Here is a 15,771-nt window from a genome sequence, read left to right on the forward strand (position 1 = left end):
CAATTGAAAGGTGCCTTTAATGGTGCTATACTAAGTATACAATTGAATAGGGGCAATAAGCTCTTACTCTTTGTAATGTGCCAGTTAGAAAACTTCGGAGAATGGACTTGAGAATCTAACCTCTCACCTCCAACTTCTAATATGGGGACGTTACGGATTCGACAGGGGTAGTTCGAGCTTAAGTTGCGAGTCGAGGGGGTCGGCCTCGTAAAAACGCCAAAGCCAATAACTGGCAAAACTAACAATAACTACGCTTTAGCTGCCTAATAGCACTTTAGCGGTTCCTCCCTCCATCGCCCATGTGGTAGGGTAAGGGACTCACTCGTAGTGGGCTACGCCGGCTGTCCTCCGCCTGAGGACGAAGGAAGAGAACAATCAGGCTAGCGCTTTGGACGCCTGTCGGTAGGCAGAAAAAGCTGCGAAGCGCCAATATATCGACTACACTCGTAGAAGCTTAAGTGCCGTTGCCTTTGGACGTGGGTTCGATTAGTAAATAGTCGCCTTGTGTGGCAACACGCAAGTGAAAATCCGGCTTAATCGGTGAAACCTAAGTCACTAATGAATGGTGATAAGGCAATGCCGAGCGGTATGTGGAGCAATCCAACAGCCGTGTATCGACTTATAGGCTGCCTCCTAAAGAGGTAGTACTAGGATGCGAAATTCTGCTTGTTTTGTACAAGTAAATTTACATTTCGCATAAGACGCCGGAGGACCTGACAATGCCAGGTTCAAGATATAGTCAGTGCCATGACGAAAGCATGGATCGGCACGTCCCACCGTCTCCACCATACATAGTTGATAAACAGACCAGCTTCGCCGTTGGTCTGTTTTAAATTTTGAAGAAATACTCTTCAAATTTTAATTTCTTTCTTAAAGATTCCTTATTGTATTTTCCATTTCGGGGAGTTACCGAGTCATAATTCTCGAGTATCCACCTGGCTCGATCCCTTTTTTGATTAACCCTCAAGTAAGGCAATATTAGTCTTAAAATAGTGAAAACCTCTTCCTTTTTCTTGATATATAAAGTATACGAATTTTTGTGTTTTTCAGGTTTATAGTTTTTTTTATTATTTATTACCCCACCAGTTAAACTTTGAATATAAATGAGAAGATCTTTATCTGTTGAAGAAATAGAGATACATGGTCGACGATGTTCTTTCTCGTGCATTCTCGTTAAAGTGATGCTGCCTTCTCCATCTATAATTCCAGCAATGTAAGAGGCTTCCCAACTTTTCATTGATCTTTCTCCTCGGATTATATTTAAGAACGTACGTTCGCATTATATTTTAATGGATAAATCCAATTATTTCAATTTTTTAAAAAGGTAGGGGTTTTGTATCTAACGCTTTCCTATCGAAAGCATGAAAATTGTTCAATTGCTCAAACACCTAATCCAAATTGAACATTGATGAATATGCTGAAACTGATAATAATACGAGGAGGAGTAGGCATGGATCATTACAAAAAGGATATGTATCCGGGCGCAGCAAGCGGCTATGATCATAAAAAATATATGCATGACCTATGTACAAGATATATCGGGCAAAACATTGAACTAGAAACGACCGACGGCGTCATTCACCATGGCACGCTTCACAGCTATGATAATGAAAACTTGTACTTGCTTATGAGGGCGAGAGACGGGGAAAATTATTCCGGAAGCGAACGGATTTTTCCAGGTTTCGGATTTGGCTTCCCCGGTTTCTTTCCGGGCTTTGGTTTATGGGGCTTCCCTTTCTGGGGCATAAGACGATTCGGTCCGTTTTTCCCGTTTTGGTGGTAAAAGAGGTGGCTGGATACTTCCAGTCACCTCTTTTTCTGTCTTTTTTTTGCTCACTTTTTACATACTTCAATTAAAAAAAGTCGATGTTGGAAAATAAAATGTTGATTTCCGACAATAAAGGTTCTCGATTGGAAAATAAAAAACGTCAATAGGAAAATAAATAGCTCCTATTTTTCTAAAACAAAATTTTTTTCCGGAAAGTGAGTTTTATTTTCCAAAATGCAAAATTTATTTTCCAAAGGAAAGAATTTATTTTCCGGGACGTAAAAAAACGTCGTTCGCAGCGCATTTTTCCTAAAATCGGCGGCTGGCTGCTTCGATGTTATTGGTACCCCTGAAGAACAGAAAAGAATTCTTTCACAAATTGATAAAAGACTTGTTCGGATGGCGCAAGGTCGCGGTTTTTCGGAACGATAATCCCAACGTTGCGCACAACCTGGGGCATTTCGATCGGAATTTTAGTTGTAAAGTGCGGCGTTGTTTCGTAAACCGTGCTTTCGGGTAATAAAGTAACACCAATGCCTGCGGAAACAAGTCCTTTAATCGCATCAAAATCTTCGCCCTCGGATGAGATTTTCGGTGCAAATCCTGATTGCCTGCACGCATCAACAGCGATTTTGCGCAAGATAAACCCTTCAGGAAAAAGGACAAATGCGTCATTGCGTAGCTCGCTAAGATGAAGTTTTTTCTTTTTCGCATGCGGATGGTTAAGAGGAAGGAGAGCGACGATGTTCTCGGTAAATAAAATTTCCCCTTTAATTTCTGTTTCATCGCTTGGAATCGGGCCGATCAAGGCTAAATCAATATCCCCATTTTTAACCGCATCGATCAGAAAGTTATACGACCCTTGCCGCAAGTGAAAGGCAACATTCGGGTGCTTATCTTTAAAAGCAGAGATAACCGTGGGTAATGTATGGCTTGCCAGGCTTGTTGGAAAGCCGATTTTAACGGTTCCACGGTCAGGATCTAAATATTCATCTATTTTTTGTTTCGCAAAATCGATCGCCTTCAATGCATACTCCACATGTTCTAAAAATTGTTTCCCGATTCTCGTTAATTTCACATTTCGCCCTTCACGCTCAAATAAATTCACCCCAAGTTCATCTTCTAAATTAGCGATTTGACGGCTGACTGCAGATTGAGCAACATGAAGATTATCCGCCGCTTCCGATACATGTTCCCGTTTGGCCACTTCAACAAAATAACGCAATTGACGTAGTTCCATTATTGTCCTCCAGTTATTGTTCTCAAAATGAGATTGATCTTATCTAAATTATATATTGTTTATATTGATTTTGAAAATTAAAATAAAAGTACCATTAAAAACGGAAAATCGAATGGAGGGAAGACAGATGAAACTGAACGGATTACCTCACGCACAAGGTCTGTACCGTCCAGAATTTGAACATGATGCATGCGGAATTGGCTTATATGCTCATTTAAAAGGAAAAGCGTCTTACGAAATCGTTGAAAAAGGACTTCATATGCTCTGCCAGATGGAACACCGCGGAGGGCAGGGAAGCGATCCGGAAACCGGAGATGGAGCCGGAATTATGGTGCAAATCCCACATCTTTATTTTTCAGAAGTTTGCGACTTTAATATACCTCAAAAAGGGCGTTATGGGGTCGGAATGATTTTCTTGCCTCAAGATGAAGAAACAAGAAAAAAGTATGAACTACTTATCAATGAAATGATTAAACGAGAAGGGTTAGTGCTTCTGGGGTGGAGAACAGTTCCTGTAACTATTGATAAAGTCGGCAAGGTGGCAAGAGACACGCGCCCATTTATCCGCCAGGTATTTATAAGTGCCGATGAAAAAATAACGAATGATTTACAACTTGAACGAAAATTATATGTGATTCGGAAACAAATTGAAAAAAAGGTAAAGGAAGGAGAAGATGGATTATACATTGCGAGTTTGTCAAGCCGGACGATTGTCTACAAAGGGTTATTAACTCCAGAGCAAGTAAAAGGATTTTACGTCGATTTAAACGATGCACGTTTCAAGTCAGCTTTTGCGCTTGTTCACTCTCGCTTTAGCACGAATACGTTTCCGAGCTGGGAAAGAGCGCATCCTAACCGCTATTTAGCCCATAATGGCGAAATTAATACACTTCGCGGAAATATGAATTGGATGAAAGCGCGTGAAAGGCAATTTGCGACGGAAGTGTTTGGGACGGATCTTTCAACAATCACTCCAATTCTTGATGCAAATGGCAGTGACTCATCTATTTTAGATAATGCCTTTGAATTTTTTGTATTGGCCGGACGTACACCCGCGCATAGCGCGATGATGCTTATTCCTGAACCGTGGGCAAACAACGATTCAATCGAAGGGGAGAAAAAAGCATTTTATCAATACCATAGCTGCTTAATGGAGCCGTGGGATGGACCGACAGCTATTTCTTTTACAGACGGAAAGCAAATCGGTGCGATACTTGACCGAAATGGACTGCGCCCGGCGCGTTATTATGTGACTAAAGATGACTACATCGTATTTGCATCCGAAGTTGGTGTCATTGATGTTGCGGAGGAAAACATCCTTTATAAAGAGCGTTTAAATCCTGGAAAGATGCTGTTGATCGATTTAGAAGAAGGCCGCATCCTTTCTGATCAAGAAGTAAAAGAAGAGTTAGCTCAAGAACAACCATACGGGCAGTGGATCGATAACCAATTGCTTACTTTAGATGAACTGCCTGCACCCCGCCATGTCCAAAAAGTGGACGATATTTTTAAAATGCAAAAAGCATTCGGCTATACGTATGAAGAAGTTGAAAAAACGCTTATTCCGATCGTCACCGAAGGAAAAGACCCGATTGGATCGATGGGAAATGATACTCCGCTTGCCGTATTATCGGATCGTCCGCAATCTCTCTTTAACTATTTCAAGCAATTGTTTGCCCAGGTCACCAATCCGCCGATAGATGCCATTCGTGAGGAAATTGTGACCTCTACAGTTTCATTTTTAGGCAGAGAAGGAAACTTGCTAAAGCCCAATGAACAGTCCTGCCGTCGCATTCAATTAGAAACTCCGATCCTTTCGAATGAACAATTGGAAAAGCTTAAAGGAAATCCATATCCTGAATTTAAAAGCTGCACGATTCCGATGTTGTTTACTGACGATTTAGAGGAAGCGCTGGAAAACTTATTTTCGGCAGCTGAAAAGGCGATGGAGGAAGGGGCAACGCTACTTGTGCTTTCAGACAGGGGAGTTGATAGCGAAAATATTGCCATTCCGGCATTACTGGCGGGAAGCGCTCTTCACCAGCATCTCATTCGCAAAGGAACGCGGACAAACGCCAGCATCATCATCGAAACAGGGGAAGCGAGAGAAGTTCACCATTTCGCAGCTTTGATTGGCTTCGGCGTAGATGCCATCAACCCATATTTAGTGTTTGAGACGCTTAATCAATTGGTTAGTGAAGGCACTTTGGCAGCAAGCCAAGAAGAAGCTGTACAAATTTATACGAAAGCAGTAACCGATGGTGTCGTAAAAGTCATGTCGAAAATGGGAATATCAACTGTCCAGAGCTACCGCGGAGCGCAAATTTTTGAAGCGGTCGGCATTGGAAGTGAAGTCATCGACCGCTATTTTACCGGAACAGCTTCCCAATTGGGCGGCATTGGCTTAGATGTCATCGCGAAAGAAGCAAAACTTAAACACGCTTCGGCATTTAGCGGACATTATCAAGATAAGACACTTGATACAGGAAGCGATTTTCAATGGAGAAAAAACGGCGAGCACCACGCGTTTAATCCGAGCACGATTCATACGCTTCAATGGGCCTGCCGAAAAGGAGATTATGAGCTATTTAAAAAATATACAAAAATGGCCGATGATGAGCGGGTGACTTTTTTACGGAATCTCTTTACTTTTAAAGAAAACAGACAACCCGTTCCGATTGACGAAGTGGAGCCGGTTGAATCGATTGTGAAACGGTTTAAAACCGGTGCAATGTCTTACGGTGCATTGAGCCAGGAAGCGCATGAAGCGTTAGCGATTGCCATGAACCGTCTCGGCGCTAAAAGCAACAGCGGAGAAGGCGGAGAAGACCCGAAACGCTATTTCCGGGATAAAAACGGCGATCTCAGAAAGAGTGCCATCAAGCAAATTGCATCAGGGCGCTTTGGTGTCACAAGCCATTATTTAGTTCACGCTGATGAACTGCAAATTAAAATGGCGCAAGGAGCCAAACCGGGTGAAGGCGGTCAGCTTCCGGGCGAAAAAGTGTATCCATGGATCGCCAATGTTCGCGGTTCCACAACAGGAGTTGGCTTAATTTCACCACCGCCGCATCATGACATTTATTCCATTGAAGATTTGGCTCAGCTGATTCACGATTTGAAAAACGCCAATCGCCAGGCCCGCATTAGTGTAAAACTTGTTGCCAAATCAGGCGTTGGAACGATTGCCGCAGGTGTCGCAAAAGCGGCCGCGGATGTGATTGTTATTAGCGGCTATGACGGCGGAACAGGCGCGTCGCCTAAAACGAGCATTAAACATGCCGGGCTGCCGTGGGAACTCGGGCTATCTGAAACCCACCAAACGCTAATGTTAAATGGTCTTCGCGATCGCGTCGTTTTAGAAACAGACGGGAAGTTAATGACCGGCCGCGATGTCGTCATGGCAGCTTTACTCGGGGCGGAAGAATTCGGTTTTGCAACGGCACCGCTAGTTGTCCTCGGATGTGTCATGATGCGAGCCTGCCATTTAGATACGTGTCCGGTTGGGGTGGCCACACAAAATCCGGAGCTTCGCAAAAAGTTTATGGGAGAACCGGAGCATATTGTTAATTTCATGCGATTTATCGCTCAGGAAATGCGCGAAATCATGGCGCAGCTCGGATTCAGGACAGTTGAAGAAATGGTTGGGCGGACAGATCTGTTGACGGTTGGCGAGCGTGCGAAAAATCATTGGAAAGCAAAGCATCTGGATCTGGCTAAATTGCTTTATCAACCTGAGGGGCCGCGCACATTCAGCGAACCACAAGATCATAAAATTGAGCAAACGTTAGATATGAAAGAAATTTTGCCGCAAGTTAAGGAGGCGCTCGATTTCGGACAGCCGGTCGTTCTTCATTATCCAATTAAAAATATTCATCGGGTTGTTGGAACAATTGTCGGCAGTGAAGTAACGAAGCGTTATGGAGAAAAAGGATTGCCTGCTGATACAATTAACCTCCATTTTTCCGGTTCAGCAGGACAAAGCTTCGGGGCATTTGTGCCAAAAGGCATGACATTGAATCTTACCGGGGACGCCAATGATTATGTCGGCAAGGGGTTATCTGGAGGGAAAATCATCGTCCGCACGCCTAAAGGGGCAATGGTCGCTCACGGAGAGAATGTCATTATCGGCAATGTCGCCTTTTACGGTGCAACATCGGGTGAAGCGTATATTCAAGGAAGAGCCGGAGAGCGTTTCTGTGTAAGAAACAGTGGAGTAAATGCCGTTGTTGAAGGCGTCGGTGACCATGGATGCGAATATATGACTGGGGGCCGCGTTGTCGTCCTCGGATCGGTTGGCAGAAATTTTGCCGCCGGTATGTCAGGAGGCGTTGCCTATGTGTTCGCTGATGATACAGAACATTTCAAATCGTTATGCAACAAAGAAATGGTTTTATTTGAGACATTGGACGAAGAACAAGAAGTTAGCGAAGTTCGTGAAATGATCGAACGACATTACCAATATACAGAAAGTACAAAAGCGTCCTTCGTGCTTCATCATTGGGATGAAGTTGTTAAAAAGTTTGTAAAGGTCATTCCGAAAGACTATAAACGGATGATGGAAACGATCGAAAAAATGAGAGAAGCCGGTTTGCCGGAAGAAGAAGCGGTGCTGGCAGCTTTTGAAGGTAGCCAAAAAAGCGAAAAGCCGAATGCGGCAAACGATGTTTTCAAAGTTTTAGCTAACTAAAGGAGTGAGAAGATGGGGAAACAGGCAGGATTTATTGAATTTGAACGTGAAGAGCAGGCAGAGCGCAATCCTCTTTCTCGCCTTGAAGATTGGAAAGAATATACGTTTCCTCTTTCCGATCAAGCATTGCAAAGACAGGGGGCCCGTTGCATGGATTGCGGGACTCCGTTTTGTCACATGGGAATGGAGATTAACGGGGCGACATCGGGCTGTCCCCTTCATAACTTAATACCGGAGTGGAATGATTTAGTTTATAAAGGTAGATGGAGAGAAGCACTAGAACGGCTGTTAAAAACAAATAACTTCCCGGAATTTACCGGCCGCGTTTGTCCGGCTCCTTGTGAAGGCTCATGTACAGTGGCCATTCATGATGATCCGGCAGTGGCGATAAAAAATATAGAGAGAGCGATCATTGACAAAGGATTTGAGGAAGGCTGGATTACCCCTCGAATCCCTCAGTTTAGGACTGGAAAGAAAATCGCTGTTGTCGGTTCAGGTCCGGCGGGGCTAGCCAGCGCGGATCAATTAAATCAGGCGGGGCATTCGGTCACGGTTTTCGAACGTTCTGACCGTATCGGCGGACTTTTGATGTACGGGATTCCGAACATGAAATTAGAGAAAGAAATTGTTGAACGAAGAGTCCGTCTTCTTGAACAAGAAGGAATTGAGTTTGTTGTCAACACAGAAGTTGGCAAAGATATAACCGCCGATCAACTGAAATCTCAATATGATGCCGTTGTCCTTTGTATCGGAGCGCAAAAACAGCGCGATTTACTCGTTGAAGGGCGAGAACTAAACGGCGTTCATTTTGCGATGGATTATTTGACAGAAACGACGAAAAGCTTCTTAAATTCAAATTTTAGCGAAGAACCATCCATTCATGCAGAAGGAAAAAATGTCATCGTCATCGGTGGCGGCGATACAGGAGCGGACTGTGTGGCAACAGCTCTTCGCCAAAAGTGCAAAAGCGTTGTTCAGTTCGGGAAACACCCGCAATTAACCGGAACGAGAAAGCCTGACAATTTGTGGCCGGAACCGCCGCTTGTTTTCACGCTTGACTATGCTTATAAAGAAGCAGAAATGAAATTCGGAAAAGACCCTCGCCAATATTGCATTCAAACGAACAAAATCGTCGGCGATGAAAATGGAAATGTGAAAGAATTGCATACGATCCAAATGGAAAAAGTAATGGGGGAAAATGGCAAGGTTGTCTTTAAAGAAATTCCGGGCACGGAAAAAGTGTGGCCTGCGGAGCTAGTCTTTATTTCAATTGGTTTTGAAGGACCGGAACAACCGCTATTAAAACAATTTGGTGTCGAAGTGGAGAACCGCAAAGTGAAAGCAGAATATGGAAAGTATACGACAAACGTTGATGGTGTGTTTGCGGCGGGTGATGCAAGACGAGGACAAAGCCTAATCGTCTGGGCGATTAACGAAGGCCGCGAAGCAGCACGAGAAGTTGACCGCTATTTAATGGGAGCCTCCAGCTTGCCATAAAAGCTGATGGGAAAACGATATTCCCATCAGCTTTATTTTTTGCCCGGATTCAATAAGTTGAAAATTCTATACTAAAAAAGTACAATTTGATTGAAAACAATTCTCATTCTCGTATATCGGAGGCTTTCTATGCAAAACTATGAAATAAAAAAAGAAAACTCGGTAGCGGATGTTATCAAAGCAAGGAGATCCATTAAACGTTTTACAAATGAGCCGGTATCAGAAAGTTTACTTGTTGAGCTATTGAATACCGCTATTTGGGCCCCTAATCATAAATTAAGAGAGCCGTGGAGATTTATTGCGTTTAAAGACAATGGGCGAGAGCGGCTATTGAATGCGGCATTAAGCACAGTATCTAGCGACAAAAAGGAGCAAAGCCGGGAAAAGTTCCAAAAGAAAATCATGAATGCGCCGCTTCATCTCGTCATTGTCATGCACGTTGACCCGCGGCAAAAGCAATATGACGAAGATTTTGCCGCTACATCTGCGTGCGTCCAAAATTTAATGTTGGCTGCATGGGAAAAAGGTCTCGGGACGATTTGGAAAACACCTGCATATATTAATGAACCTGTTTTTCGCGAACAGATCGGGGTAGCGGATGGAGAGAAAATCATCGGCATCATCCAAATGGGGACTCCTGAAATGATTCCATCCCCGCAACAACGAACAAAGGCCGAGGAAAAACTGACGATCATTTCCGAATAGCAGAAAAAGAGCTGCAAAAACAACAGCTCTTTTTTGCTTTTTCTAAACTCTATTCCCTGGAAAGGTGTGTAATGGTTTTCTTATTTACGCGCTAAAACGGCCCAATGGCAAGGAGCGGTTTGCCGCCAGCATAAATCTGAGAACCCGGCATGCCTGAGCATTGCGTCAAGATCATGAACAATCGGATAGTCTTCTGTGGAATCCCATTTGTTTGCCATTTTTCGCCTTGCTTCGTCCATTGCGGCAGAAGAAGGAAACATAATATCCAATAGGAGAAGTTTTCCCCCGGGTTTAAGAATCCGATAAATTTCCGCACAAGCCTTTTCCCTTTCATTTGGAAGAACTTCGTGGAAACAGAAGCTTGAAATGAGAGAATGAAACCTTTCATTCGAATGACCTGTCTCTGTAAATATTCCTTTCTGCAAATGGTAGCGGGGATGTTTGCTGCGGCATTGTTTAAGCATTTCTTCAGACAAATCGATTCCCCAAATAAGATCGTCATTTTGGCTGAGTAATGAAGCAAAAGCGCCGGTCCCAATTCCGATATCAAGAATTAAATGGCTATCATCAACCTGTAACATTCGGCTCGCTTCTTCTAAACTATGATTATATCCAAATAAAGGGCCAGAAGCGTTTTCTAAGTCCTGTTCATATGTTTTCGCCCAATTATCGAAAAGTTGCTGCGTCGACTCTTTGTTTCTTAACAAAAAATTTTCCTCCTTTAATGCTTGTTCCCTCCAATAGCTGTTATAAAATCCTTTCTATTATTCATCATTACGACCACCTCATTTTTAAATGTTACCGTCTACATTCGCTTCTTGCTTCAAAATTCCTGCTAAACAGCCGCTATTATTAAAAAAATGACTCGAATATTACAAATGTTACATTTGTGTTGCAATAGGGTGTCTTTTGTGGTTTAATATGTATAGAAAATCTATTAAACATACATAATTGAAGGAGTGATTACTAATGGAAAAGTCAAACGTATCATTAACTGGAGCAGGACTATTAGAATTATTAGGAGGATCAGCGGCCATTACCGTATTAATGGTAGTTTTGGCGAATTTCTTAGGTTAATCACTTATTTATATCATAAGAGAACTGGCCATCATTATTGATGGCCAGTTGTTTTTTCTATAACCTTTAATTTTAAGTGAGCAGAAATAAGCAATCTTGAACTTCACGAATAAGCTCTTCTGCCGTTTCATATGGTTCATCGATTTGGAGCATCCGCCTGATGATCGATTTTGTTTGTTTTCCTAGCTTCAACTCATTTTCCCAGCTATTTTCGCTAGTTGAAAGAGGTTCATAGCTTGAGTAGAGCAAAAAGAGAACGAAATGGCCGAGAGCGTAAAAATCGCTTTTAAATGAAATGTCACGGAATAACTTCTTTTCTTCTGTCATTTTCTTCATATCACACTGTTTTCGATCATTGATGAATCGGGCCAATCCAAAATCAATGATATAGATTCGCCCGTTTTTCATCATAATGTTCGGTATGCGCAAATCACGATGGACGACGCCTTGTTTATGAAAATAGTTGACGATTTCAAGAACATTTAAAAGGATGCTGAACGATGTTTTTTCATCATACACTTGCCCTTCATGAAAAATGAGGTCTTCAAAGTTTTTTCCCTTTATATGTTCCATGACGAGCATATAATGCTTTCCTTCTTGGAAATAATCGATAAATTTCGGGATGGAAGGATGGTTCAATTTCTGTAACATAGCGGCTTCTCTTTTAAAAGCATTCAGACTGGCATTGAACCCTTTCCTTCGCCGCAGCTGTTTAATGACGACTTCTTCATTTTCTCTTAGATTATAAGCTTCATAAGCTATTCCGTAACTTCCTTTGCCTAAAAAGGAAGCAATTTTATATTGGCCTTTTAGTACTGTTCCGTTTTTGAATGGCCGCTCCAATAAGCCGAAAAGAGCCTTCATCGCCATTAACTTGAGGAATAGGATTTAAAGAAGCCGCTCGATTTATGTTTTTTCTTGTAGTGATGATGTCCGTACATCGATGGATCGCCATAATGCTTGTTTTTCTTATAACCGCTGCTTGAATAATGGCGGTGATGGCGATGCGAATTTTCATTCAACAGCTTTTTCAAGAATTTCTTAATCATCTTTGATCCCTCTTTTCCTTTTTTTAGTTGTACGTTTATTAAGAAAGCAAAGTTTCAAAATTGCTTATGGCCAATGGGCGCTTCTTAGTCTACTTTTGCCCGTTCCTGCGCTTTGCCAAGCAAGAAGTCGGCGATCAGGGCGAGGATGGCGGCCAGGATGGCGCTTGTGTAAATTTTTACGTTATCCCGCATGCTGATTCCGGAATAAATTTCTTTTCCAAGCCCTTCTCCTCCTATAAAAGGAGCGAGAGTCGCAACTCCAATCGCAATAACGGCCGCAATCCGAATCCCGGAAAGAATAAAGGGGAGAGAGAGCGGAAATTGAACTTTCATAAGCAATTGGAATTTCGTCATGCCCACTCCTTTCCCGGACTCGAGCACACTTTGGTCCACTTCTTTAAGGCCGACATACGTATTGCGGATAATTGGCAAAAGGGAATAGAGAAACAGGCCGATGACAACGGAATAAAAACCAATCCCGAAAAGAACCATAAGAACGGCTAATAGTGCGAGACTCGGAAACACTTGAATTAAATTGGCAATCGCTAAAATAATGGAAGTGGCCCGGTTGTTTTTCGCAGCAATCATTCCAAGAGGGATGCCGACAACGAGTGCGAGTGCCACGCCTAATAAAACCATCATAATATGTTGAAATGTTAAATAAAGAAGCGTTTCCCAGTTGTTTTGGATATAGAGTATAAAGTCATTCATCGTATCACCTTACTTTATAAGCCCTTGTTTTTTTAAATATTCTTTTGCAACGTCGGCGGGGTCACGTTTTTCCAGATCAACTTTAGCATTCAGTGACCGGATCGTATTTAAGTCGATTTTGCCTACTAATTTCTTTAAAGCGGGTTCGATTTCCGGGTATTTTTTCAATGTTTTGTTTAAGGCAACTGGAGACGCTTGATACGGCGGGAAAAATTTCCTGTCATCATCAAGAGTGACAAGGTTGTATGCCTTAATGCGCGGGTCTGATGAATAGGCGAGCACAATATCCATCTGCTTATTTTCAACCGCCTTATAGACAAGGCTGATTTCCATTGGATAAACTTTTTTAAATTTCAATCCATAATGTTTGGAAAAGGCATCGTACCCGTCGTTTTTTCGTTCCAGCCAACCGGTATCGACGCCAAGTTTCATATTTTTGGCCATCTTATGAAGGTCGGATATTTTCTTTAAATGATATTTTTCAGCGACGTCTTTTCTTATGGTAAACGCGTACGTGTTTTCAAACCCTAAAGGATCGAACCATTTAATCCCCATATATTTCATAAAACCTTTCTGATCTTGTTGAAGCACATTTTCTGGGTCTTTCGTATTTTTGTAAGGGAACCAGCCATTGAAAAGTTCTCCGGTATATAACGTTCCGATCTGCAATTCATCGTCCTTTATGGCATTGAGCACAAAAGAACTGGAGGCAAGGTCGGTTTTCACTTTGACATTTAAATTCGAGCAGTCTTCTATTAAATATTTATACATATAGCCTAAAATTTTTGTTTCCGTAAATGTTTGCGTCCCCACTGTTACGGTATTGCCTCCTCCGCATCCCGCAAGAGAAAGAAGGAGGAGGAGAGAAGCAATGAGAACGGTCATTTTTTTCATTCTACAGTAAACCTCCGATTAAATAGATTGATTTGTTTCTGTATGTGTCCGTTTCGAGATCGATTTCTCCAGGACGGAAAGGAGAAAATCAATAATAAGTGCGAGAACCATTGCTAACACTGCAGATGCAAAGATTAACGGCTTATCGTACACTGCAAGCCCTCCAACAATCAATTGGCCGAGGCCGCCGGCACCGATTAATGTCGCTAGCGTTGCCCAGCTGATAATGTAGACCGTCGTTAAGCGAATTCCCGCCATAATGTACGGTACGGCGAGTGGCAATTCAATTTTTACCAATGTTTGCCGCGGACTGTAACCCATTCCCCTTGCCGCTTCAATGATATCCGGATCGATCGATTGAAAGCCTGAGTAGGTATTTCTTAAAATCGGCATTAGCGAGTAAAGAAAAAGAGCAACGATTGCGGGTGTAGTACCAATACCGATCAGCGGAATAAGAATAGCTAATAATGCAAGACTCGGGATCGTTTGAAAAATATTTGTGATTGTAAATGAAAGCGTGCGCAGCCAATGAATTGACGTCTTTGACAAAAATACTCCTAAAGGGATGGCGACGATGCATCCTAATAGAACGGCAGCCAATGAAAGAATAAGATGTTGAATGACGGCATTTAACAAATCATTCCAGCGGTCAGCGAAAATCAACAAATAGTCTTTCATTGTTGCACCACCCCTGAATCGCCGGATGGATAGATGTCTGACAAGAATCCGACGAGGCTTCCTCTCGTTACAATGCCAAGGAGCTTCTCTTCCTCATTGACAACGGGTACATAGGCTAATTTATTTTCGTCAATCATTCGGGTCACTTCCGTTAATAACGCGTCCGGGCCGACCGTATGGGAAAAGCGTTCGAGAATATCCCCCACTCGTTTCGTTTCATCACGAAAGTGGCGAATCACATCATAAATAGAAATGTAGCCTTGCAATTGGTTGTCTTGGTTGACAACGATTAATGAATCGACTTGCCGTCTTTCCATCATTTTGATTGATTCGGCTAATCCGCGGGTAGGATAAGTAGTGACGGGCTTCTTTTTCATCACTTCTGCTGCGGTAGGGATATCTTGGATAAGGTTCAATCGTTTTTCACCGATAAAGCTTTTCACAAAGTCGTTTGCAGGATGCCGCAATATTTCCTCGGGAGAGCCTTCCTGGACAATTTCTCCATCCTTCATCAAGACAATTTTATCAGCGATTTTCAATGCTTCATCCATATAATGGGTGACGAAGACGATTGTTTTCTTAATGTTTTTTTGCAATTCAACAAGTTCATCTTGGAGCTGTTCGCGGCTGATCGGGTCAAGGGCGCTGAATGCTTCATCCATTAAAATAACCGGAGGCTCTGCTGCCATTGCCCGTATGACGCCGATCCGCTGCTGCTGACCGCCGCTAAGTTCTTTCGGGTAACGATTGCGATAGGTTTGAGGGTCTAAACCAACTAGTTTCATTAATTCATTGATCCGTCTGTCGGTCTTTTCTTTCTCCCAGTTGAGAAGATTAGGAACGACAGCTACATTTTCCGCAATCGTCATATGGGGAAAGAGTCCGATATGCTGAATCACATAGCCGATTTTTCTCCGCAATTCTACAGGGTTGACTTCGGAAATATCTTTTCCGTTAATATATACTTTCCCCTTAGTCGGATGAATGAGGCGGTTGATCAATTTCATCGTTGTCGATTTCCCGCAACCACTCGGTCCAATTAAAACGGTAATTTCCCCTTCTTTGCATTCCAAATTAATGTTCTTTAATGCAACATAACCATCACTATACTTCTTTTCTACGTTTTCTAGTTTAATCATTCGAATGAATCACCTTCTCTTTAATGAATAAACAATTCTATTTTACTACCCGATTGAACCTTGATTGAGATAGTACAAATTTACTATGCCCTCTTTTCGTCAGGACGAAACCTTTTGTTTTAATCAAAGGAAGTGTTTACTAGACGTATTCTGTTTATTTTTATATTGAAATTATTATTTAAATGTTATAAAATTAAAAAAAATCAAACAACTTACCGATATAAATGTCAGGGGGGAGGTTTATGGCTTAAGGTGATGATTAAACAATCATTGGTTGAGCATTTTACCGCAAGAAAAATACAGAATATTATAAAAATTAAGGG

At 42.3% G+C, this 15,771-nt stretch carries 13 protein-coding genes and 1 other RNA gene; 5 read left to right on the plus strand and 9 right to left on the minus strand.

Going from position 1 to position 15,771, the window contains the following annotated elements; all coding sequences use genetic code 11:
• Positions 1 to 151 precede the first annotated feature (151 nt).
• Positions 152 to 489, plus strand: a transfer-messenger RNA (tmRNA) gene (gene ssrA / locus H538_RS25510).
• A 340-nt stretch (positions 490 to 829) separates the two neighbouring features.
• Here the strand turns inward: ssrA and H538_RS0110640 are convergent.
• Positions 830 to 1,237 carry an LAGLIDADG family homing endonuclease gene (locus H538_RS0110640; RefSeq protein ID WP_026677583.1) on the minus strand — a complete coding sequence of 136 codons (408 nt, stop codon included), beginning with the start codon at positions 1,235 to 1,237 and terminating at the stop codon, positions 830 to 832.
• A 213-nt stretch (positions 1,238 to 1,450) separates the two neighbouring features.
• On the opposite strand from H538_RS0110640, the gene H538_RS0110645 reads away from it, so the two are divergent.
• On the plus strand, positions 1,451 to 1,783 hold the full coding sequence (locus tag H538_RS0110645; protein ID WP_026677584.1) for a hypothetical protein: 333 nt from the start codon (positions 1,451 to 1,453) through the stop codon (positions 1,781 to 1,783).
• Between the two features lie 322 nt (positions 1,784 to 2,105).
• Here the strand turns inward: H538_RS0110645 and gltC are convergent, their stop codons facing one another.
• Positions 2,106 to 3,008 (minus strand): glutamate biosynthesis transcriptional regulator GltC, encoded by a 903-nt coding sequence (gltC, locus tag H538_RS0110650; protein ID WP_026677585.1) that lies wholly within the window; start codon positions 3,006 to 3,008, stop codon positions 2,106 to 2,108.
• A gap of 127 nt (positions 3,009 to 3,135) precedes the next feature.
• On the opposite strand from gltC, the gene gltB reads away from it, so the two are divergent.
• The 3 genes from gltB (at position 3,136) to H538_RS0110665 (ending at position 9,900) form a co-directional block, all read left to right on the plus strand.
• Positions 3,136 to 7,698, plus strand: coding sequence for a glutamate synthase large subunit (gene gltB / locus H538_RS0110655; protein WP_026677586.1), 4,563 nt, complete (start codon positions 3,136 to 3,138; stop codon positions 7,696 to 7,698).
• A 12-nt stretch (positions 7,699 to 7,710) separates the two neighbouring features.
• Positions 7,711 to 9,195 carry a glutamate synthase subunit beta gene (locus H538_RS0110660; RefSeq protein WP_026677587.1) on the plus strand — a complete coding sequence of 495 codons (1,485 nt, stop codon included), beginning with the start codon at positions 7,711 to 7,713 and terminating at the stop codon, positions 9,193 to 9,195.
• 129 nt (positions 9,196 to 9,324) lie between these two features.
• Positions 9,325 to 9,900 carry a nitroreductase family protein gene (locus H538_RS0110665; protein ID WP_026677588.1) on the plus strand — a complete coding sequence of 192 codons (576 nt, stop codon included), beginning with the start codon at positions 9,325 to 9,327 and terminating at the stop codon, positions 9,898 to 9,900.
• Positions 9,901 to 9,980: 80 nt separating this feature from the next.
• Here the strand turns inward: H538_RS0110665 and H538_RS0110670 are convergent, their stop codons facing one another.
• The 7 genes from H538_RS0110670 to H538_RS0110705 form a co-directional block, all read right to left on the minus strand.
• Positions 9,981 to 10,607, minus strand: coding sequence for a class I SAM-dependent DNA methyltransferase (locus H538_RS0110670; RefSeq protein WP_026677589.1), 627 nt, complete (start codon positions 10,605 to 10,607; stop codon positions 9,981 to 9,983).
• A gap of 442 nt (positions 10,608 to 11,049) precedes the next feature.
• The gene (locus tag H538_RS0110680; RefSeq protein ID WP_245595227.1) at positions 11,050 to 11,820 is read right to left on the minus strand and encodes a serine/threonine protein kinase; all 771 of its coding nucleotides are present in this window, start codon (positions 11,818 to 11,820) and stop codon (positions 11,050 to 11,052) included.
• 26 nt (positions 11,821 to 11,846) lie between these two features.
• A complete protein-coding gene (locus tag H538_RS0110685; RefSeq protein WP_026677591.1) occupies positions 11,847 to 12,026 on the minus strand; it encodes a hypothetical protein in 180 nt (59 codons plus the stop codon).
• 84 nt (positions 12,027 to 12,110) lie between these two features.
• Positions 12,111 to 12,737 carry an ABC transporter permease gene (locus H538_RS0110690; protein WP_026677592.1) on the minus strand — a complete coding sequence of 209 codons (627 nt, stop codon included), beginning with the start codon at positions 12,735 to 12,737 and terminating at the stop codon, positions 12,111 to 12,113.
• Positions 12,738 to 12,746: 9 nt separating this feature from the next.
• Positions 12,747 to 13,631, minus strand: coding sequence for a glycine betaine ABC transporter substrate-binding protein (locus tag H538_RS0110695; protein ID WP_026677593.1), 885 nt, complete (start codon positions 13,629 to 13,631; stop codon positions 12,747 to 12,749).
• Positions 13,632 to 13,649: 18 nt separating this feature from the next.
• Positions 13,650 to 14,309: an ABC transporter permease gene (locus tag H538_RS0110700; RefSeq protein ID WP_026677594.1), complete on the minus strand. Its 660-nt coding sequence runs from the start codon at positions 14,307 to 14,309 to the stop codon at positions 13,650 to 13,652.
• Positions 14,306 to 15,448 carry an ABC transporter ATP-binding protein gene (locus tag H538_RS0110705; protein WP_026677595.1) on the minus strand — a complete coding sequence of 381 codons (1,143 nt, stop codon included), beginning with the start codon at positions 15,446 to 15,448 and terminating at the stop codon, positions 14,306 to 14,308. The genes H538_RS0110700 and H538_RS0110705 overlap by 4 nt, the downstream gene beginning before the upstream one ends.
• Between the last annotated feature and the right edge of the window lie 323 nt (positions 15,449 to 15,771).

The sequence above is a fragment of the Fictibacillus gelatini DSM 15865 genome, from assembly GCF_000430745.1.
GTDB classification, from domain to species: Bacteria; Bacillota; Bacilli; order Bacillales; family Fictibacillaceae; genus Fictibacillus_A; species Fictibacillus_A gelatini.